The following is a 23290-nucleotide window of genomic DNA, read 5'->3' on the forward strand; positions in this document are numbered from 1 at the left end:
AAGTCCCGATAATTATCGGGACTTTTTTTTATTTAAAGATCTTTTTAAGGATCACAGATATTAAGACATTCTTTATAGGTCCTGAAAGACCACCTAGGAGACCTAGAGCAGCCTTAGGAACGTTTCCGAGTAAATGACTAGGTGAAAGACTATCTTTTGTTTCCTGAACGCTTAAAACGAGTTTTTGATAATAGATTTCTTTTTCTATTTTAAGAATTTCAAGATCACGTTCTATCTCACTGTATGATCTGTATTTTTGATTTTCCATAGTTTAGTCGTTAAAAAAGAATTCAGAAAATTTTTCCAAAATTGGACCTTCAACAATCTTATCTTTTACATAGTAAATAATTATACTTACAATTAAGTATAAAACGCCCATAATCAAGAATCCATATGCAAAATTATCTAATGCATATCCAATGGCCAAAGCTGCTGCAATTGAAAAAAACAGCAAAACCATGCTCAACATGATACTTAATAAAAATATTTTAAGCATCATTGTTGTAGATTTCATACCAACTTTGAAAAGCCAAAGTTTATAATATGATATGTTACTATCTAAAAAACCTTTAGCCTGATCTTGTATGTTCTGGGTGTTCTCTTTTATTTTTTCAAAAGCCATACGCTTATATTATTTTTGGATTTTGGCACTGTGCTTTTTAAGCTCTTCCAATTTTTTTTCTAATGTAGCAATTACATCTTCTGTTTTGTTATCCACATTCGCAACTAAGTCATCAAAAGTAGATTCTAAATCTTTTTTTGTTCTTGCCGCTTTATGTTTTAACATATCCGTTAAATCATTGAATTTATCTTTTAAATCTGATTTTGATTGGTCAAAACCATCTTTTATTTTACCTCTTGTTTTTGAACCTTTATCTGGAGCAAATAAAATACCTATTCCTGCTCCAATTGCTGCACCTGCTAAAACGGCTAATACTGTGTTTCCTGCTTTACTTGACATAATTCAAATTATTTTATGGTTAATAATACTAAAGATACATATATTATTAAGGATTTTCTGTTAAGAGGTCGTTAAATCTGGGTTTCAAGACTGAAATCGATTTAAATTACCTGTGTTAAAGTTTTAATTGCTGGGATAATAATTACGGTTGTTTAAAATTTAAAGTGGCTTAGAAATAAAATATAGAAGTCATTTTTAATAAGCAAAATTGATGAAATTATTTTTTCAATTGTTAAAATTTATACTTTAAAAAGATAGTTTTTTGTGATCAAATATTTTTTTTGGTTCGAAATTATTTAAAAATTTTTGCAGTAAACTTTTCGAATATAGTAAAACATAAAAAAAGGTATTACAAATTGAAATTCATTTGTAACACCTTTTTATAAAGATTTGATGTGTGGATTTTATTTTTCCACTTTTGTCCATGTCTCTTTTAAACCTACGGTTTTGTTGAATACTAATTTTTCAGCAGTAGAATCTTTATCAACACAATAGTAACCTAAACGTTGAAATTGGAAACGATCACCAATTTTAGCTTCATTTAAACTTGGTTCTAAATACCCAGTGCTAATCACTAAAGAATTTGGATTCAAGAATGTTTTAAAATCTACGTCTTTATGTGAGTCTGGAGCTTCATCAGAGAATAGTCTGTCATACATACGTACTTCTGCAGGTATTGCATGAGCAATAGATACCCAATGCAAAGTACCTTTTACTTTTCTTTGACTAGCTTCTGTCCCACTTCCACTTCTACTATCAACATCGTAAGTACAATGAATTTCAGTAATATTTCCATTTTCGTCTTTTACAACGCTTTCTCCTTTAATGATGTAAGCATTTTTCAAACGAACTTCTTTTCCTAATGTTAATCGGAAGAATTTATTATTAGCTTGTTCTAAAAAGTCATCTTTCTCAATGAATAATTCTTTTGAAAAGGGAACTTTTCTAAACCCAGCATTTTCATCTTCTTGATTATTTTCTGCTTCTAGCCACTCTTCTTGTCCCTCAGGATAATTAGTAATAACTAGTTTTACAGGATCTAAAACAGCCATAATACGTGGCGCCGTTTTATTTAAATCTTCACGAATGCAGAATTCTAATAAAGAAACATCGATAATGTTTTCACGTTTGGCAACTCCTATTGTTTCAGAAAATTTACGGATTGAAGCAGGAGTATAACCTCTTCTTCTTAATCCAGAAATTGTAGGCATTCTAGGATCATCCCACCCGTTAACAATATTTTCCTGTACAATTTGTAATAATTTACGTTTACTCATAACAGTATAGTTAAGATTTAAACGTGCAAATTCGAATTGTCTTGGTCTTACCAATTTTGTATCGGCAACTTGGTCTAAAAACCAATTGTATAACTCACGGTGCATTACAAATTCTAATGTACAGATGGAGTGTGATATTTGTTCTAAATAATCAGATTCACCATGTGTCCAGTCGTACATTGGATAAATTTTCCAATCGTTTCCAGTACGGTGGTGTGCACGATGTAATACACGATACATAATAGGATCACGCATTAGCATATTAGAAGAAGCCATATCAATTTTTGCTCTTAGAACATGTTCACCTTCTGGAAAATCACCATTTTTCATTTTTTCAAATAAAGCTAGGTTTTCTTCAATAGAGCGATTTCTATAAGGACCATCAACACCAGGTTGAGTTGGAGTTCCTTTTTGAGTAGCCATATCTTCAGAAGATTGTGAATCAATATAAGCTTTTCCTTTTTTGATTAGAACAATAGCCCAATCATATAATTCTTGAAAATAATCGGATGCATAACGTTCTTCAGCCCAGTTAAAACCAAGCCATTCAATATCTTCTTTTATTGCATCAACATATTCTTGTTCTTCTTTTGCTGGATTTGTATCATCAAAACGCAAGTTTACCGGTGCATTGTAACGCTGTCCCAATCCAAAATTTAAACAGATTGATTTGGCATGGCCAATGTGCAGATATCCGTTTGGCTCTGGTGGAAAACGAAAACGTAACGAATCCTTACTGAATCCGCCTTTAATGTCTTCTTCAATTATTTGTTCAATAAAATGGAGTGATTTTTCTTCTTGCATTTTTATAGATTGCTTTTATAGCAAAAATACACAAAATCAAAAGATTCATTCAATATGAAAAGTAAAAAGCATAAAAATAATTTTATAAAATCATTTTTTGAAGATAATTGATGGGATTTCTAAAGTTTTTATAAATGTAATTATTTCGTTTTTAACAAATTAATACCGATAAATCAAACATTAGACTTATTGTTTTGTAAAAAGAGCCTATTGTGCTATTTAATCAAAACTTAGATTTTGTCCTTTGTTTTAAATTTTAATAAGGGAATAAACACAAGGCTAAACTCATTGAAATAAACTTGTAGAAAGTGAAAAAATAATAATAACAAATTCATATTAATTTAAAAATTAGGAATATAGAAACTGTACTGATAATCTGAAAAATAGAAAATAGACACAATTTGTAAATGTTAAAGCATCATAATCTTTTAATAGTGAATTGATACCAAGTTTACATTGAATGTCCACTTTTGAACTTTTTGATAATAGTACTATTCGTATTAAAATGCCACATTCATTAAAAATTTATCAAATTAACAATTTTATTATAATTTTCTAAAAATTAACAATTCTATTATTTATTCAATAAAATAATAAGAAGACTTAGTTTGGAGATAATTTACTATTGCTATTGCTAAAATAATAAATGATATAAAATTTAATATATAAAATTTAGAAGAGAAAAATTCATAATACACTAATTATGAACATGCAACAAAATAAGGGAATTATAAATGTTTTATAGCAATTATCAATAATAGAGAATTTAAAATCTATTACTATTAAATATCTATTAATATAGCTAAAAAATATATTGATTTTTTAATAAATATTGTTAAAATGTGCAATTGAGAAAAATATAAATATAAAATAATGACTATAAATCACTGTTAATATATCACGATATGCGAAAATATGTTAACAAATATGCTTCATATGTTAATAATAATGTTAATTTTGGAACAATTAATCGACGAAATGCCACAATTAACCGATTAAGTGACTGATTTCCAATATAAAAGAGAATAAAAAATTAACATTTTAAGCAATTACGCGGGGTGGATTGTGTAAAAATGTGTAGTTGTTAATTTATTAATTAACCGGAAAAAACGAATATTATGAATAAGTTTTGTTTTTATGCGTGTTTACTTATTTTAGGATACTCTCCCCGTGTTACATCCCAAAATATAAGTATAAATACTCCGATATTAAATTTCACCCAAGCTTGTGCTTCTCCGGGTTTTAACAATTATTCTTTAAAATTTACATTTACCCAAGCTCAAAATTTAGGAGCAAATAATCAATTTATCGTAGAATTATCCAATTCTAATGGAGATTTCATAACGCCTGTTACATTAACTACATCTACTGCAACAACATCACCTGTTACAGTTTCATTTGCCATTCCAACGAATACTGCTGGACAGAATTATAAAATTAGAATACGGAGTACATCTCCCGTTGCCACAAGTGCAGCAAGTAATCCATTTCCAGCGAATTATGCCGTTTTTGGACAAGCATTTTCAATTAATAATAATATAGAAGATGTTGTAATCTGTTCAGGATCAAGTTATACCATAAATGTAGATTACAATGGCAATAGCTCCTCCCCTGTTCATTATCCTAATTTGGTTTATAAATGGTTTAAGAATCATAACATAATACCTGGGGCAATCACATCTTCATTAACCATCACGGGAACAGGATCTTATTACGCAATGGTCGATTATGGGGTTTGTCAAACGAATGCTTATTCTAATATTGTCATGGCAACCGAAGTAAATGGGTTAAGTGTTGCCATTACTGCCCAAAATCCAGGAAATATTACATGCCCAGGTACAGGAAATGTCCTGAGTGCGAATTTACAAAATACAACTTATACCTATCAATGGTATAAAGATGGAACGGTTATCCCTGGAGCAAATACATTTACTTACACTGCTTTAGATGCGGGAAGTTATTATATAAAAGTAAATAATACTACTTGTGAAGCACAATCGAATGCAATTGCTTTACAATTAACAGATATTCAAGCGAGTTGGGATATAGCAGCAAATACAATCATTTTACCAGGTGAGCAGAAGACAATTACAGTAAGTACAGATGCACAATCCCCAGAATTTAAATGGTTCAAGGACAATGTATTAATTACAGGTCAAACCCAAAACGCAATAACAGTTACAGAAGCGGGAGAATATAAAGTGGTTGTTAAACAAACTGTGGGCTGTATTATTGAAAAAAGTTTGACCACAACGATAGAAGCACCTTCTGCTTTTACAATTGCAATCACGCATGATACAGGTTATCAAGATTGTGTCTCTACTTCTACACTATTAAAATTGAGTCAGTTTAAAGCAACTACTTCACAAGGTCAAGTTGATTTGTTAAATCAAAATACTGGTGCAACTTATCAATGGTATAAAGATAATACAGCTGTTAGCGGTGCTGTAGCTTCAACATTAACCATTAATTCAGCAGAAAATAATGACCAATATAGTTTAAAAGTATCCATACCAAGTTTCAGTACAGTTACATCAAATACAGCGACAGTTAAATTACTATTGAATGAAAATGCAGTTATCAGTACTACAGATATTTATTGTGATAGTAGCTCATCTGTGACAATAAACAGTAGTGTAACCAATACAAATTATACGTATGAATGGTTTAAAGAAGGTAGTACAACAGTAATTGGTACAACAAGTGCGTTGACCGTTAATAATCAAGGAAATTATAAACTAGTAGTAAGCTATAAAGGATGTAGTATCACTTCAAATACTTTGGCTATTGTTCCATTTGATTTATCACAAATTACAGTAGATGCACCCGAAAATATTACTATAAATCAAGGTTTCTCTACTACAATCACAGCGAGTGGTGCTCAGGTTTATGCATGGTATAAAAACAGCATATTACTAGGAAATAGTAATAGTTTAACCATTACACAAGAAGGAACATATATTTTAAAAGCCTCAGTAGGAACCTGTGAAGTTGTAAAAGAATTCCATGTTACTGTAGTGGATGTAACAAACCCAACAAGCTTAATTATACCGAATATAATCTCACCAAATGGAGATGGTATTAATGATCAGTGGATTATACCAGCACAATATGTAAATACTCCGGAAGTAGAAATCATCATTATGAATTCAAATGGAGAAGTTGTATTTAAAAAGAATAACTATCAAAATAACTGGCCAGAATCATCAATGTCATATGCCAGAAAAACAAACGTGTTCTATTATAAAATTATAAAGAATAACAAGACTTTAAAGCAAGGATCAATTACGATAATACAATAACATGATAAAAAAATACGTAGTAGCATTTTTTACTTTTTTCACCATACTTTCCCTTACAGCTCAAGAAGGGGCAGAAATTTCTTTTGATATTCCATCGCAAAATTTATTAAAATTCAACCGGTTTTTAATGAATCCCACATTTTCTTATGTGAACGAGGACTATTCCTACATCAACTTTTTTCACCGAAATCAATGGATTCAGTTTGATAATTCACCACAGATCTATTTTTTAAATTATTCTGGAAGAATCAATGATAAAAACGGAATCGGATTTGGATTATACCAGCAAAAAATAGGGGTAATCAGTAGTTTCGGTGCTCTTGTTAATTATGCCTATGGAATAAAGTTAAGTGAAAAAAACACCTTGACTTTTGGATTTAATATGGCATATTATAACAGCGGATTGGATAATGGCGCAGCTTTTCCAGGAATGCCAGATCCAGCATTACAACAAATTGAAAACAATTCACTTCTCTCCTTTCAACCCGGTATTAACCTTTCGTTTGGGAGTTTTGATTTTGGTATTTATGCAGAAAATTTATTAGACTATAATTTAAAAACAAGTAAATCACTGACAGAATTTTCACAAAAAACGTTCTCAGGACATTTTATGTATACCTATAGAATGCATAATCAAAGCGGTTTTCTAGAAAATGGAAAATTAGTGAGTATGATTCGTGGAAGATCCGAAGAAGATTTTAAAATGGGAGGAAGTGTTTTATTAGATGCTCCTAAAATAGGATGGTTACAAGCTGGTTACGATGATAAATACGGAATGTCGGGTGGATTAGGATTTAATATTACAAACCGTTTATCAATTGGATATACCTTTGAAAAAGGCACAAAAAGTGGGCTTTCCAATATGGGTCCTACTCATGAAATAGTTTTTGCTTACTCCTTTAAACCAAAATCAAGAGCCGCGCAAGACAATAAGAATGACGCTGCTGCAAAAACGGATACTTTGGTAGCGAAAGAAAAAGAATTACAACAGATTAAAAAGCAATTAGACGAAACGAATATCTTGTTAAGTGAATTGATTTTTAGACAAGATTCTGTTGAAAAAGCTAAAAATGCAGATTTTGAAAACCGTTTTATGAACGTTGTCGATTACATTAATATGTCTAACCGAAATGGTCAGAATACACAAAATCAAACGACTGCCCGAGTTCAATTTCAAAACCAGAAAACATCAAAAGAAACAAAGAATACAACTACACAAAAAGAATCAACAACTAAAGTAATTACTATTCCAGTTGTTTCTAAAGGAACTACATCGACGAATGCATCAAAAACAAATACAGATAATACTGACTTTGTTAAGCAAGCGAAAGCAAATAATGTAAAACAAGAAACAATTAAAAACCTTCAGGGAGTAAATGGAGGATATTATATTATTGGAAATATTTTTAGAAATAAGAATTACCTGAATGCATTTGTCAAATCATTGCATACCAAAGGAATAGTGACAGCCGATTCTTTTTTAAATCCATCTACAGGATTAAATTATGCATATCTACAACGCTATGACACGTGGCAGGAAGCTATCGAAGCAACAAAGTCTAAGCTAAACCATACCTATAATGGCCCAACTTGGATTATGCATGTGGACAATGCTATAGAAAATAATTCAAAAGGTTCCGGATCAGTTACGCCTCAAAATAAAATAACAGAAGAAAATAAGGCAGTACAAATTGTTGAAAATAAGGTTATAAGCACAAATTCTCAATCTACACTTGTGGCTACAGAAATTAAAGATACCAAAGCAAAAGAAGTTCAAAAAATACAAAAAGAGACGGAACCGAAGAAAAAAGAAATTGTAGCAGAATTAAAAGAAATCCAAGTTTCTTCAACAGTTACTGCAGCCCAAATTAAAGAACGATATAATGAGAATGAAGCATTAAAAAAATCAAATAATACAATAGTAGAAAAAGTAAATAAAATAGAAGAACCAGTTAAAAAAGAAGTTGCAAAGAAGAAAGATGTAGTTGCAAAAAGTAAAGAGGAAAATGCTACTCCAAAAGCAGATGCTACGGCAGAAGCGATACAAAAGGAATATTCTAAAAACACAACAAAGAAGCGTGAAACGGCAAAGATTGGACCAACGCTAAAGATTAATAATCAAGAAGGTGGATATTACATTATTGCTAATGTATTTGCAAGACCAGATTATGCCAGCAGCTTTGTTGAAAAATTACGTAAAAAAGGCTTAGAAGTTGATTATTTCATCAACCCAATAAACAACTACCGATATGTTTATTTGAAAAAACATGAAGAGAGAAATGGGGCCTTGGCTAGTTACTACAGCAATGTAAACAATACCTATTACGATAAGATTTGGATTATGTGCGTTAATACTTTATAAAATACCATGAAAAAAAACTACTTTACGAATTGTTCCCGGATTACGTTTTCAATTGTTTTTTTATTCTTTATTCATTCCATTAGTATTGCTCAAGTAGCAAAAGCATTTGCCCCCCGATATAATGAAAAAATTAAAGGGGATATGACTTTGATTGCCAATAATATTGTGAATCGAAATTATATTTATGGACCAAATACAGCCTATGATGCTCCCTATACATCATTAGAAGGACATTATGCCAATGATAATTTTGAGATGCGCTATATCGATATTGATTCTGATCCTGATACTTTCAGTTCCAGTAGTGCAAAATTAGAAATGCCAGCAGGTAGTTGCTATAAAATGGTATATGCTGGGTTGTATTGGTCTGCTACCAATAAATACAACATTGGGTATTCAAATAGTTCTTCCGATCCAGGAGATGGATTTCATCATACAGATTTTAATAAAGTCAAATTAAAATTACCAGGAAATACCAGTTATATTAATTTAACAGGAGAAGTAATATTTGAAGGATATACTAGTTCAAATGCCAATTTTAATGCAAGTAGTCCTTATGCCTGTTATGCTGATATTACAACTTATGTAAAAAACTTAGCAAATCCAGAAGGAGAATATACAGTTGCAAATATTAGAGCAACACAAGGATATATTAGAGCTGGAGTTTCAGGTGGTTGGACAATTTTCTTTGTATATGAAGATCCAAGCTTACCAGGTAAATACATTACATCATTTGATGGTTTTGCAGGTGTATTTGGTGTGAATGAAACAGATATAGATTTTACTGGTTTTACAACAATCCCATCGGGGGTAGTAAAAGCAAAATTAGCTTCTTCATCTTTAGAAGGAGATCGATCAATAGCCAACGATCAACTATTATTTAAGGGTGGAAGTAGCTCATCATTTACGCCTCTATCTGGAACTTATAGAACCTCAACCAATTTTTTTAATAGTAGAATAACGATACTAGATACAGAATATTTGAATCGTACACCCAAAAGTAGAAATACATTGGGTTATGATGCAGATATCATGAAGATAGATAATTTATTAGCGAATAACGAAAACTCCGCTACATTAAAATTAAAATCTACTCAGGATCAATATTATATGTTCTTTGGAGCATTTAATGTAGAAATTATTGAACCTAAAATTATATTAGGGAAAAAAGTTCAAAATGCGAATGAAATAGATTTAAATAATGCAAATGTCTCTCCAAACGATGAATTGTTCTATGTACTATCCTTTCAAAATCAGGGAAATGATGATGCAACAAGTTTCACGATTCGAGATGTTTTACCTGCCAACGTAACTTTTGTTCCGGGCGATATAATTTTACCAAATGGAGTTACTTATACTTACAATCCTGTAACCCATGAAATTGTATTCACTGTGAATCCTAATTTAGTTAAAATAGGAAGTGTAATTACCTCTATTAAAATTAAAGTAAAAGTATCCGATTGTCATAATTTAAGAGATGCTTGTTCAAACATTATAAAAAATAGAGCCTACTCTTCTTATAAAGGAGTGATTAATGGTACCCAGATTACAGATGATCCAAGTTTTTCTGGCTTTAATGCCTGTAATATTGGAGAAGATAGCCCAACCAATTTCTTAGTGGGATTAGGAGCGTGCTCATTCGATCGAAATGTTGAATTATGTGGTGCCAATGTTACTTTAACAGCAGCCAGTGGATATGCATCTTATTTGTGGACAAATGCTGCAGGAACCACTATTGGAACGACACAATCAATTACGGTTACAAATCCAGGAGTATATCATGTAGTTTGTACAGGAAATGCACCATGTATGAGCATTACAGAAAATATTACCGTAACACCTTTTGCCAGTAATTTAGCAAATCCATTAGCAGCACCTTTTGCCGATGAGGTAGTTACGTGTTTGAATGATGGAGATCAATTAGTAAAAGTATTCTTGTGTGGAGCAACAGATACAAGAACAGTTAACACAAATATTACAGATGCCATTAGTATTAAATGGGAAAAATTAGATGAATCTTCGTGTGCGGCTGTTGGAATGGCCAATTGTGCCAATAAGAATCCTGCTTGTACTTGGGTTGAAATTGCACAAGGACCAAATTTCACTGCAACAGATGAAGGAAAATACCGTATGGTTATTAACTACCAAAACGGATGTTTCCGAAGATTCTACTTTGATGTCACTAAAAATGTTTTATTAGCAGATGTTGTGACAACCGATGTAATATGTGATACAACGGGATCCATTACAGTAACGAACGTTCCTTCAACAGGATATGAATTTAGTTTAAGCCCTACGGGCCCATGGAGTCTAACAAATATATTTCCAAATCTTGCCGCAGGAACTTATACCGTTTACATTAGACAAACCGATATTAATAATCCCAAAAAATGTGTTTTCACAGTTCCAGGGATATTAATTAGAAATCATGTCCCAACGATAAATATCATACCAAAAAATCCTTTATGTAAAGATGATAAAGGAAGTATACGAGTTCAAGTCAATGATGCATTACCGCAATATCTATTTGAATTATATCAAGGAACAACTTTAATTCAATCATCGGTATGGTTAAACGGAGTTGGAGATAATGATTACACATTTACAGATCAAAATGCAGGAAGTTATACCATTAAAGTTACGACTACAGATGGATGTATACTTACTGGACCAGCAGTATTGATAAATCCAACGGAAGTAGAAGCTACGGCAAATGTAATAAGACCAATAACTTGCGTAGATGGACAAATAAGAGTTAATGCTATAGGAGGAACTGCACCGTATACGTATATAGTAAATGGAGGTGGAATCTTATTAGATCCAGTAATTGAAGTTTCAACACCCGGAGTTTATACTATTATTGTCAAAGATGCGAATAACTGCTCAACAACAACACAGGTAACAGTTGGAACTAGGGTTCAGCCAACCTTTTCTTTTGGAACAGTATATGAAACATGTGAAGTAGGGGCTAATAATGGAGCTATAATTTTCCAGAGTGGGAATAATTATGGATATACAATACAGTATAGTATTGATAATGGTGTTACCTATCAAACCTCATTGTCATTTACAAACCTTGCTAGTGGAACGTATCATATAAAGATTAAATATGTTGTTGGAACAACGACAGATGATGCAGGAAATACAATAGATATAGTTTGTGAAAGTTACACGGTAGATACTGTAGTTCAGGCGGCATCTCAAATTTCAGGTAGTGCAGTTTTATTACAAGATTATACATGTTTACAAAAAGCAAGTATTCAGGCTCAAAATGTTAGTGGTGGAACATTGCCTTATAAATATGCAATTGATGGTATTAATTTCCAAGCAGGAAATACCTTTATAAATCTTACGAATGGTACCTATACGATTACCATTAGAGATGCAGATAACTGTACGTTTGTAACCAATGCTATTGTAGTTGAAAATCTAAATCCTCCAACCAATATTACATTTGTAGCATCACAAGTAACATGTCCTACATTAATAACGGATGTAACAGTAACGGTTGTTGGTGGGACAGCACCTTTCATCTATGAAATTACAGCACCAACGACTCTAAATAATGGAAATAATAATGTATTTACAGGACTTTATGCCAATAGTAGTTATACTATAAAAGTTACCGATAGCAAAGGTTGTACGTTTTCAAATAATTATCTGACCCCAATGATTAAGCCTGTGGTCTTAACAACAGCCACTGCAACAAATGTTACCTGTAAGTCTACAGCAACAGGTTCCATAACGTTTAATACCCATAATTATTCTAATGGAGCAACCTATGATTATACCATAAACGGAGGTACTGCTGTAACAGGACAAGCACCAGGAACAGCGATAACAATTCCAAATTTATCTGTTGGAATCTATGTAATTGTAGTAAAAGACCCAATTACACAGTGTACCGATACTAAAACAGTTACTATTACAGAACCAACCACTGCACTAAATGTAATCTTAACTCCCACAGCCATTACTTGTGTTACACCTGGAAAAATAACAGTCGATGCAACTGGTGGATGGGGTGGTTTTATATATCAATTAACCTATCCAAATGGAACAACTATAGTTGGACCACAGTTAGGCTCTGTCTTTAATAATTTAACAGCAGCAGGTCAATATACTGTAACAGTAGTAGATGATGGAGGTTGTACGGTTACCAATACAGTTACATTAAATTCGAATGCAACCATTCCTATTCTGGCAATAAATTCTACATCAGACTTATGTTTTGATCCAATAAATAAAGCAACTTTAGTAGTTGATATTACAAATCCAGCAGCAGGGGAAATCTATACCTACAGTATTAATGGCGGAACACCACAACCGTCTAATACATTTACGGATCTAACACCCGGATCATATACAATTACGGTTGTTGGGACATTATATGGTTGTTCAGCAACGATTACAAAAACGATAGAACCAAGCCTAGCTATTGCTGTAACTGCTGCAAATATATCTGCATGTACAACATCTACAAGTTTAGGAATTACGGTTACAGGAGGAAATGGCGTATATCAATACGCAGTTCAAACGAATTCTACAGGAGCAATAAATTATACTTCAACCATTCCTACAGCCATTTCAACAGTTGGAACTCATATTATATGGGTAAAAGATGGAATTGGCTGTACAGCATCATTTCCAATAACTATTGTGAAAGATGCACCAATAGTTATTACTGCTACCGGAACAAATGTATCGTGTTATGGTACAAATTCGGGAGTTATCAATATTAGTGCTACAGGTGGATCTTCCATTTACGAGTACAGTATTAATAATGGAGCAACATTTGGTACAATAACAAATTTTGTAAATGTATTGCCAGGAACCTATACGATTGTTGTGAAAGATAATCGTGGCTGTTCAGCTACGACTAGCGTTATTATTACTCAACCTCAACATGCATTGACGGCATCTGCGGGAGTATCAAAAGACATTACCTGTGATGCTGTAAATAACCTTGCTGAGGTTAGAATTACAAATGCCCTAGGTGGTGTAGGACCTTACACTTATAGTTTTAATGGAGTTACATACGGCCCAAGTAATATTGGACATTTACCAGTAGGTACTCATACAGTATATATTAGAGATACAACAGGTTGTACTTTTCCAATGACTGTAATAGTAACTGCAGCTCCAGCAGCTCCAGTTATTACAACAGACATTGTACCAAATTGTGATGGCACATCAAATATTACTGTAACAACAAGTAATACTACATTTGATTATACCTATGCAATAGATGGTGTTCCAGTACCAGCACAAACCAATAATGTATTTACAAATGTTCCGGCAGGACCTCATGTAATTACAACAAATTATAGCTCAAATATTCCACCTTCACCAAGTGATTTATTACAGGAAGATTTTGGAGCAGGACCAAATACATCGATTAATAATATTGACCCAGTATATTGTTATGAACCCCAAGATGGAACAGGAACTTGCGGAACAGGACTTTTAATTGATGATGGTGAATATTGTGTAACCAAAAACATAAGTCCAAGACAAGATGGATGGGCTGCTTTTTCAGATCATACTGGAAATACAAACGGTAGAATGTTAGTTTTAAATGTTGGAGGAGTAGCTGGTTTACAAGGAGTTATTTATAAAAAACCAATTATAGATATTATCCCAAATCAGAATATCATCACTTCAATTTGGGGTAGAAATTTAGTAAAAAGTACTTATAATATTGGTGAACCAGATATTTTAATTCAATTAGTAGATAACACAGGAGCTGTTATTGCTCAACAAAATACGGGAAGCATACCAAATAATGAGATATGGAATAATTACATTATAAATTTAAATCCAGGAAGTAATACCCAATTGAATTTGGTCATTAGAACAAATTCAACAGTTACAAACGGAAATGATTTAGCGATAGATGATATACATGTATATCAGTTGCCTGAAGTATGTGGTTCCGTGGTTACAACCCCTATTGTAGTTGTAGATAAAACGTTCAAAGCACAAATTGTAGGATCACAAAATATTAAATGTAATGGAGCCAATGATGGACAAGTAACGATTCAAGCAGAAAATTTTGGACCTTATTTTTACAGTTTGAACAATGGTACTACATGGACAGCATTAACAGGTACTTCTCCATTTACAATTACGGGGTTAGCACCGGGTGTGATTAATATTAAAGTAAAAGGAACAAATGCTGATACATGTATTAAAGACTTAACAATAACCTTAACAGAACCAGCTCCATTAACAATTGATTTAGCGACAACTCCAAAAACTTGTTTGGTTAATGGTGAAGTGACCGTTACAGCGGGAGGAGGATCTGGAAATTATACCTATCAATTAACACATCCTAATGGAACTACAATTGTTGGTCCACAAGGGAACAATGTATTTACAGGACTAACAACACCGGGAACATATACTGTTGTAATAAAAGATATTAACGGTTGTACAGCTACCGATACTTTTGCGATTGTAAATCCAACGGCAATAGTAGCTACAATAAATTCAACATCAGATATTTGTTATGATGGAGATAAGGCAAGTATTATAGTCGATGTAACTGGAGGTGTTGCACCATATAGCTATAGCTTAAATGGTGGATTACCACAAACATCAAATACATTTTTGGACTTAACATCAGGAAGTTATACTATAACCGTTAAGGATGATTTTGGTTGTACGACTACTGTTTCCCAAGTAATAGCTCCTCAAATCACTGCAAATGCAGTATTGACGAAAGCTTTAGATTGTACCACAACTATTCCAACAGCAGAGATTAAAGTTACAATTGGTGGAGGTGTTCCAGCATATACCTATCAAGTTTCATTTAATGGTGGAACTTATGGTACACCAGCTACTGTTACAGGAACAACTTTTGTATATCCTACAACAGTAGCAGGGACATACCGATTCCAAGTTAAAGATTCAAAAGGATGCATTGTGTTAACGAATATTGTAACAATATTACCAATTACAAGTCCAGTTATCACAAGCGTTGTTCAAGGACAATCTATTTTATGTCATGGAGAAGCAACAGGATCCATTACAGTAAATATAAATACAGCTGTAGGGGTAGCACCATTTGTAATTAATGTTACAAACACTACAACAGGAGTTAATTATGTTACTCAAACGTCCGGATTAACAGCAGGGGTTTATGAAGTAACCATTACCGATGCAAATTCATGTAAAGATGTTAAATCAATAACTATTAATGAACCAAGTGCTATAACATATGATATTGTACCGGAAAATATTATTTGTGACGCTACAGGAGCAAGTACAATTAAAGGGAAAATACATGTAAATAACGTAATGGGTGGAACACCACTTTATACATATTACTTGCATAATAGTTTAGGTGTTTTAGTAAATCAATTTGGACCTATAGCAAATACAACGCATGTATTTGATATTCTAGAATACGGATTCTATCAAATTGATGTGGTAGATGCCAACGGATGTTTATTAAGAACAGAAAATATTAAAATTGCATCCCCGCCGAACTCTTTAGATATAGTGATTACACCAGTATCGACGAATTGTGCAACAGGCGGTACAGTTTCTGTAACAGTAGAAGGTAGTTTATTAGGCTCAGGACCATTCTATTTTGCATTATATACTACACCGATACCAGTATTTGATCCTGCATCAATTCCTCCATTTATTCCGGCAGATCCAGGAACACCACTTACAGCAACATTTTCAAATTTAACACCAGGAGTTATATACAGTTTTGTTGTGTATGATGATACTACGAAATGTTATTATTTCCAGCAAGCACCAGCACCAATTCCAACAAATTCTACATTAACATCAACGGTTAAACCAAATAATGTAACCTGTACAGGGAATGCAGACGGTAGTGTATCATTTACATTTAGTAATTATGATGCGACTGCTACATCAGTATCCTACCAGATATACTCAGCCTTGAACAATAGTCCAGTTGGGGTGGTAGGTACTACAACTCTATTGACTGGACCAACAATAATTGTTAATAATTTTGGAACACTAGCACCAGGAAATTATTATATACTATTTACTGAAAACGGAGGATCTCATGCAGATTGTACAAGTGGAACAGCCCATTTTACAATTTCGCAATCAGTACAAACAGTAGAAGTTACGGCATCCGCTACAAAAAATGATAACTGTAAAACTAATGCAGGACAAATAACAGCAACTGGACAATTTGGAACAACACCATACCAATACCAAATAGTTCCTACAGGAAGCCCAGCACCTACAGTGGCAACTTGGACGGGTTCAACAATAAATGTATTTAACGTTGAAGGAGGAGATTATACAGTATACATTAAAGATGCTAATAACTGTATTCAATCGGCGACGTCTGTGCTATTACCGACAGATCCAACTCCTGCAATTACAGCAGTAGTTACAAATCAATGTACATCAACCAATGGGAATTTTACAATTTCTGTAAACCTAGTATCGGTTGGAGTGGGACCTTATACCTATAGTTTAGATGGTGGAGCATTTCAAACAGATGCAGCAACAACATTTACCTATACAAACTTAAGTTCAGGAGCACATTCTGTTGAATTAAAAGATAGCAACGGTTGCGGGAATAAAGTATCGTTAGTAATCTATCCTGTATTGAACATCGCTCCAGCAGCAGCAGTTCATCCTACATGTGTAAATAACGATGGAAAAATTACAGTAACAGCAGTAGGTGGATCAGGAGTTACAAATTTCCAATATTCATTACTAAATAGTGCAGGTACGGTAATTGTACCATCAGGTTCTTCAAATATTTTTACAGGACTAGCTGGAGGAACCTATACAGTTATAGTAAAAGACAATTTAACGACGTGTTCAACGACTTTAGCCGTTATACTAGAAATACCAACACCAGTTACGTTTACAACAACGACAGAGCCAGTAAGCTGCTTTGGAGGAAATGATGGAAGTATAACAGTTGTACTAGATACAACAGCAAATGATGACCCAGTATATTTATACAGCATTAATGGTGGAACACCGCAGAATAATCCAGTATTTAATGGCTTAACAGCAGGGGATTATATAATTAAAGTTATTTCAGGTAAAAACTGTAGTCTAACACAAACAATTACAGTAGGAGGACCTAATAAGATTATTATCGATCCATCAGCTATAACAGTAGTAGGCTTTGGATGTACAACGGGTAATAATGTAAATAATGCGACAATTACAGTAAATCCTTTAAATATTACGGGAGGTACTGGAACCTATCTAATCTATCAATTTATTGATAATGCAACTTCAAATGTTGTACAACAAGGAAATAATCCAATTTATATTTTTACAAATACTACAGGAGGATCATTTACAATCAATGTATTCGATCAAAATGGCTGTGTTGGAACAAGTACAGCAACGGTCCTTCCGTATAATGAATTACAATCGGCTACAGCAGTAGTTGATACGCCAATAACCTGTATTAATGGAGGAGAAACAATTCATATTGATGTAGTATCGACCATTAGTAACCCAGCAGATTTAGAATATAGTCAGGATAATGGGGCTATATGGCAAGATTCAAATGTATTCAGTAATCTAGCAATTGGAACACATGCCTTTGTAATACGAAATAAGGTAACAGGCTGTATTATTTATGCCACACACCTTGTTAAAGATCCAAATACATTTATAATTAATGTTACGAAGATTAATGATGTTATTTGTTTTGGAACAACATCTGGAGCAGTAACCTTTGGTATTACAGACGCTACATACACTGGACCATTTACGTGGGAAATTTTTAATATTAGTGGAGTAACGACTGGTATTGTTGGGATACAAAATAATAATGGGCCAACACCAGCAATTAATCTTGGAGCAGGAGATTATTATGTTGAAATAAAATTAGGAAATGCACCAAGCTGTACTAAAAAAGAATTCTTCTCGATTGCCGCACCTACAGACGGAGCTATTACAGTTCAAACACAAGTAACCCCAATAACTTGTGTTGGCAATGACGGAAGTATTACAATAACAGCAACAGGAGGATGGGGTAATTATACGTACTATGTAGGTGTAAATGCTCCAGCCGCAGGTGATTATACAACTAATGCAGTTTGGAGTGGATTAGCACCAAACACCTACCAAGTTTGGGTAAAAGATGTGAATGGATGTGAAGCACAAGCAACGAATGTTGTGTTGAATGACCCAACACCAATAAGCGGAACATTACAAATTACACAACAAAACTGTATTGGATTACAAGGACAAATAGAAGTTCTAAATACTGCTGGTGGACAAGGAAGTAACTACTCTTATCAGTTGGTTCTGAATGGAACGCCTGTAGGAATACCACAAATAAGTCCAATATTCAGTAATTTAGGAGTTGGAACATACCAAGTAATTATTACTGACCAATGGACCTGTAGTATAACACTAGGGCCAGTTACATTATATAATGAAATTACACCAAGTATTGCGGTTATAAAACCAATTGGTTGTGAGGCAATAAACCCAGGAGGAGAAATTACAATTTCTATTATAGGAGGATCGCCAACAATCAACTATACTGTTGTTTTCCCAGACGGAACAACAACACAGACTAATACAACAGGTGTCTTTACAAACCTAATACAACCGGGTGTTTACACATTTACAATATTAGACACAACAACAAATTGTAGTTTTACAGTAACACAAGGATTAGATGCACCAACTGCGGTAACCTTTTCGACTGTAACAACAATGGTAAGTTGTTTTGGCGGAGATGATGGAACTATTTTGGTAGAATTAGGAGCCACAAATAATAATCCAGAATATCTATACAGTATTGATGGAGGATTGGGGCAAACGAATCCACTATTTACAGGATTAGTGGCTGGAACATATCAAGTTACGGCAACCTCTGTGAGAGGATGCTCATTAACACAACCCGTTACAATAACAGAACCTACAAAACTATTAATCACTGCAATGGCAACCGATTTTGTATGTTCAGCGACAAATGTTCCAAGTCTATCAACCATTACAATTACAGGACAAGATGGTACAGGAACATATACCTATAGTATAAACGGAACAAATTATGTAACAACAAATACATTTGAAGTTCCAGATACGGGAGTCGTACAAACGATAAATGTTTATGTGAAAGATGCTAAAGGATGTATTGAAACAACAGCTGTAACATTAAACCCAATGGCCGTTATTACAGCCGTAGCTGTAAATCAAATTACAGCGATTACATGTAATAATCCAGAAGCAGTTGAGGTTGTAGTAACAGGTGGATCAGGAGATTTCACCTACCAACTTTTACCATCAGGTACACCACAAGTAAACAACAATCAGTTCACATTACTAGCGGTTGGGACTTATGCTTTCCAAGTTACTGATAATGTAACAGGATGTTATACTATTACAACACCATATGTTGTTGCACCATATGATTTAATTGCAGCAACAGCAACAGCAACTATTCCTGTAACATGTTTTGGTGGAACCGATGGAGCCATGGAAATTAATGTAACAGGTTATACAGGAGCATATACGTATGATGTAATGAACACGGCTAATATAAGCGTAGCCAACGGAACAGGGAATACTACCGTGGATCCAACGACAATTACAGATATTCCTGCCGGAAATTATACTGTAGTCGTTACTGCAACCGATACACCATACTGTTCTATTACAACAAATACAGTTACGGTTGCTTCACCAGCGGTAGCATTAGCAGTAACATTAGTTCAAAATACAAGTGTTACCTGTGATAATAATCAAGGCGAAGTTATTGCAACTGCAGAAGGAGGTTGGGGTAATTACTTATATGAATTTATCAATACGACAACAGGATTAACGATACAAGGCTATGCAACAAACCATGTATTTAGTGGTTTAGCAGCAGGAACGTATCAGATAAATGTTAAGGATGATAAATTGTGTATCGCTTCACAAACGATAATATTAGCATTACCAACACCAATTACAATTACTTCTGTAGCAAGTACAACAACGTTGTTATGTTATGATGATGAAACAGCGACGATTACAGCACAAGCAACAGGCGGATCAGGAGCAAACTATCAATATACATTGCATTACGGTAATGGATTGACTTCAGGCCCACAAACGAGTCCAGTATTTAATAATCTAGGTGCCGGAACATATTATGTGACTGTGAAAGACAATTGGAATTGTGAGGCGACAGCTGCTACAATTACAATCAATGAACCGACTGAAATTGTAGGTACTTTATCACAAACAGTTGGATTGACTTGTACAGCAGATGCAACATTAACTATTACGGCAACAGGCGGTACACCACCTTACCAATACAGTACGGATAATATGACCTTCTCACAAAATAATACATTTAGTGTAGGAGTAGGAACATATCAATATTATGTGAAAGATGTCAACGGATGTAGCGTAGCAACAAATCAAGTAATAATTAGTCCAGTTCCAGCTTTACAAATCGCTTTAGATTTATCTGGGGCAATAGTAAATTGTGCAGGGAATAACAATGCTGTAATTGTTGCAACAGCAACAGGCGGTTTAGGAAACTATAGCTATATATTATTGAATGCATCCAATGCAGTTGTTGCCGGACCACAAGCTTCAGGCATATTTACGGGATTAGTCTCTGGACAATATATTGTAAAAGTAGATAGTGGAGATTGTACGCAAAATTCAACAACAATTACAATTACGGAGCCAGTTGCATTAGTGGCAGTACCAGTTATATCAAACATAAAATGTAATGGAGAAACCAACGGAAGTATAAAAATCAATGCTACTGGAGGAACAGGAACAATTATGTATGCGATTTCACCTAATTTAAATCAATGGCAAACCAGTAATGTTTTCAATAATTTAGAAGTAGGAACCTATGATATTGTTGTACAAGATCAAAATGGATGTTATATCCCGCTACAAGTTACCATTACAGAACCAGCAGTATTAGATGCAAACCTAGTAGTAATGAGTCAGGAATTATGTGCAGGAACAAATACTGGATCAATTAAAATTGTACCAACAGGAGGAACAGCACCATATTACACAAGTCTGAATTCATCACTTCCTGGAAGTTTTGTTCAAGGACAGTTGTTGATTAATAATTTAAGTGGAGGTCAAACATATACGGTATATATTAAAGATGCCAACGGCTGTATGATTAGTAGACAGGTAACTTTAACAGCGCCAGTTACGATTAACGCGACTTATGCTATAACCTATAGTTGTAATAACAATACACCAGGAAATGAAGTAACCATTACAGTAAATGCTGATGTTGCTGCAAATGTAACTTATGCTATGGATAACGGAGCATATCAAGCAAGTAATGTGTTTAACAATTTAAGTAACGGTAACCATACTGTATCAATTAAACACACGAATGGATGTATTAAAACATTGACATTCCATGTGAATAATAAGCCAGCAATTAAGGCAAATGCCGATGTTGTAAATGTGATCTGCGGAAATGATACGACAGGTAAAATCATGATAACAGTAATGAACCCAGTAGGAGTTTATCAGTATTCTATTTCACCAAATTTAGATCAATGGCAAACTAGTAGTGTATTTACAAATTTAGCAGTAGGTACTTATACGGTAAATGTCAAAAATGAAATTGGATGTATGATATCCTTACAAGTTATTGTGTCTGGACCAAGTCCAATTGTAGGTACTGTGGCAAATGTAATACCAGAAGTATGTTTGGGGGATCAAGATGCATCAATTCAGATAAGTATTACAGGAGGAGTAGGGCCTTACTCTACAAGTTTAAATACACCAAACAACTTTATAGCTGGACAAGTGTTATTTGAAGACCTAACAGGAAACCAAACCTATACGATTTACATTAAAGATTCAAAAGGCTGTCAAACGTTTATTGAAGTACTAGTTGCAAAAGCAATCGATATACGTCCAACAGCTGTTGTAACATATGCTTGTCAGAATAATGGAGCAACAAATACAGTGACGATTAATGTAAATCCAGAAGCTGTAGATGATGTAATGTATGCTTTAAATGGAGGACAACCTCAATTAGAAAATACTTTTACCAATTTAGCACCAGGCAGTTATACGGTTGAGGTATCCCACATTAGTGGATGTGTTAAAACAGTTTCATTTGTGATTGTTAATGTTCCAACATTAACGCTTACAGCGACTGCTACAGGTCTAAACCAAATCGTTGCAATTGCTGGTGGAGGAACACCAGCCTATCATTATTACTTTAATAATCATGATAATGGAAATAGCAATACATACACTATTACGCAAACTGGAACTTATATTGTGAAAGTTGTAGATGCTAATGGTTGTGAAGTAGAAGTTCCAATATTTGTTAAGTTCGTTGATATTCTTATCCCGAATTTCTTTACACCAGATGGAGATGGATTCAATGACGGATGGTCACCATTACATACGGAAGGATTCCCAAATATTATAACGACAGTATACGATCGTTATGGTAGAGAAATAGCTCACTTAAGACAAGGTGAAAAATGGGATGGTAAATACAATGGTACAGAATTACCATCGGGAGATTACTGGTATGTAGTTAAACTTAACAGTCCAACAGACGACAGAGAGTTTGTAGGAAACTTTACACTTTACAGATAAAATT

7 protein-coding genes are annotated in these 23290 nt (G+C 33.7%); 3 read left to right on the forward strand and 4 right to left on the reverse strand.

Annotation, left to right across the window (positions count from 1 at the left end; all coding sequences use genetic code 11):
- Positions 1-28 precede the first annotated feature (28 nt).
- The 4 genes from P6733_RS06660 to P6733_RS06675 form a co-directional block, all read right to left on the reverse strand.
- Complete coding sequence (locus P6733_RS06660) at positions 29-268, reverse strand: DUF6327 family protein (RefSeq protein ID WP_306351217.1); 240 nt, start codon at positions 266-268, stop codon at positions 29-31.
- A 3-nt stretch (positions 269-271) separates the two neighbouring features.
- On the reverse strand, positions 272-622 hold the full coding sequence (locus P6733_RS06665; RefSeq protein ID WP_306351219.1) for a competence protein: 351 nt from the start codon (positions 620-622) through the stop codon (positions 272-274).
- A gap of 9 nt (positions 623-631) precedes the next feature.
- Positions 632-961: a YtxH domain-containing protein gene (locus tag P6733_RS06670; RefSeq protein ID WP_306351221.1), complete on the reverse strand. Its 330-nt coding sequence runs from the start codon at positions 959-961 to the stop codon at positions 632-634.
- Positions 962-1365: 404 nt separating this feature from the next.
- The gene (locus P6733_RS06675; RefSeq protein WP_306351223.1) at positions 1366-3042 is read right to left on the reverse strand and encodes a glutamine--tRNA ligase/YqeY domain fusion protein; all 1677 of its coding nucleotides are present in this window, start codon (positions 3040-3042) and stop codon (positions 1366-1368) included.
- Between the two features lie 1118 nt (positions 3043-4160).
- Between P6733_RS06675 and P6733_RS06680 the strand changes: the two genes are divergently transcribed.
- Genes P6733_RS06680 through P6733_RS06690 form a run of 3 tightly spaced genes read left to right on the forward strand, consistent with a single transcriptional unit; the run spans position 4161 to position 23286 of the window.
- Positions 4161-6344 (forward strand): T9SS type B sorting domain-containing protein, encoded by a 2184-nt coding sequence (locus P6733_RS06680; RefSeq protein WP_306351224.1) that lies wholly within the window; start codon positions 4161-4163, stop codon positions 6342-6344.
- Between the two features lies 1 nt (position 6345).
- Positions 6346-8706, forward strand: a complete 2361-nt coding sequence (locus P6733_RS06685; protein WP_306351226.1) for a PorP/SprF family type IX secretion system membrane protein — start codon at positions 6346-6348, stop codon at positions 8704-8706.
- Between the two features lie 6 nt (positions 8707-8712).
- Positions 8713-23286, forward strand: coding sequence for a T9SS type B sorting domain-containing protein (locus P6733_RS06690; RefSeq protein WP_306351228.1), 14574 nt, complete (start codon positions 8713-8715; stop codon positions 23284-23286).
- The last annotated feature ends 4 nt before the right edge of the window (positions 23287-23290 follow it).

It is taken from the genome of Flavobacterium aerium (assembly GCF_030766725.1).
In the GTDB taxonomy this organism is placed as follows: Bacteria; Bacteroidota; Bacteroidia; order Flavobacteriales; family Flavobacteriaceae; genus Flavobacterium; species Flavobacterium aerium.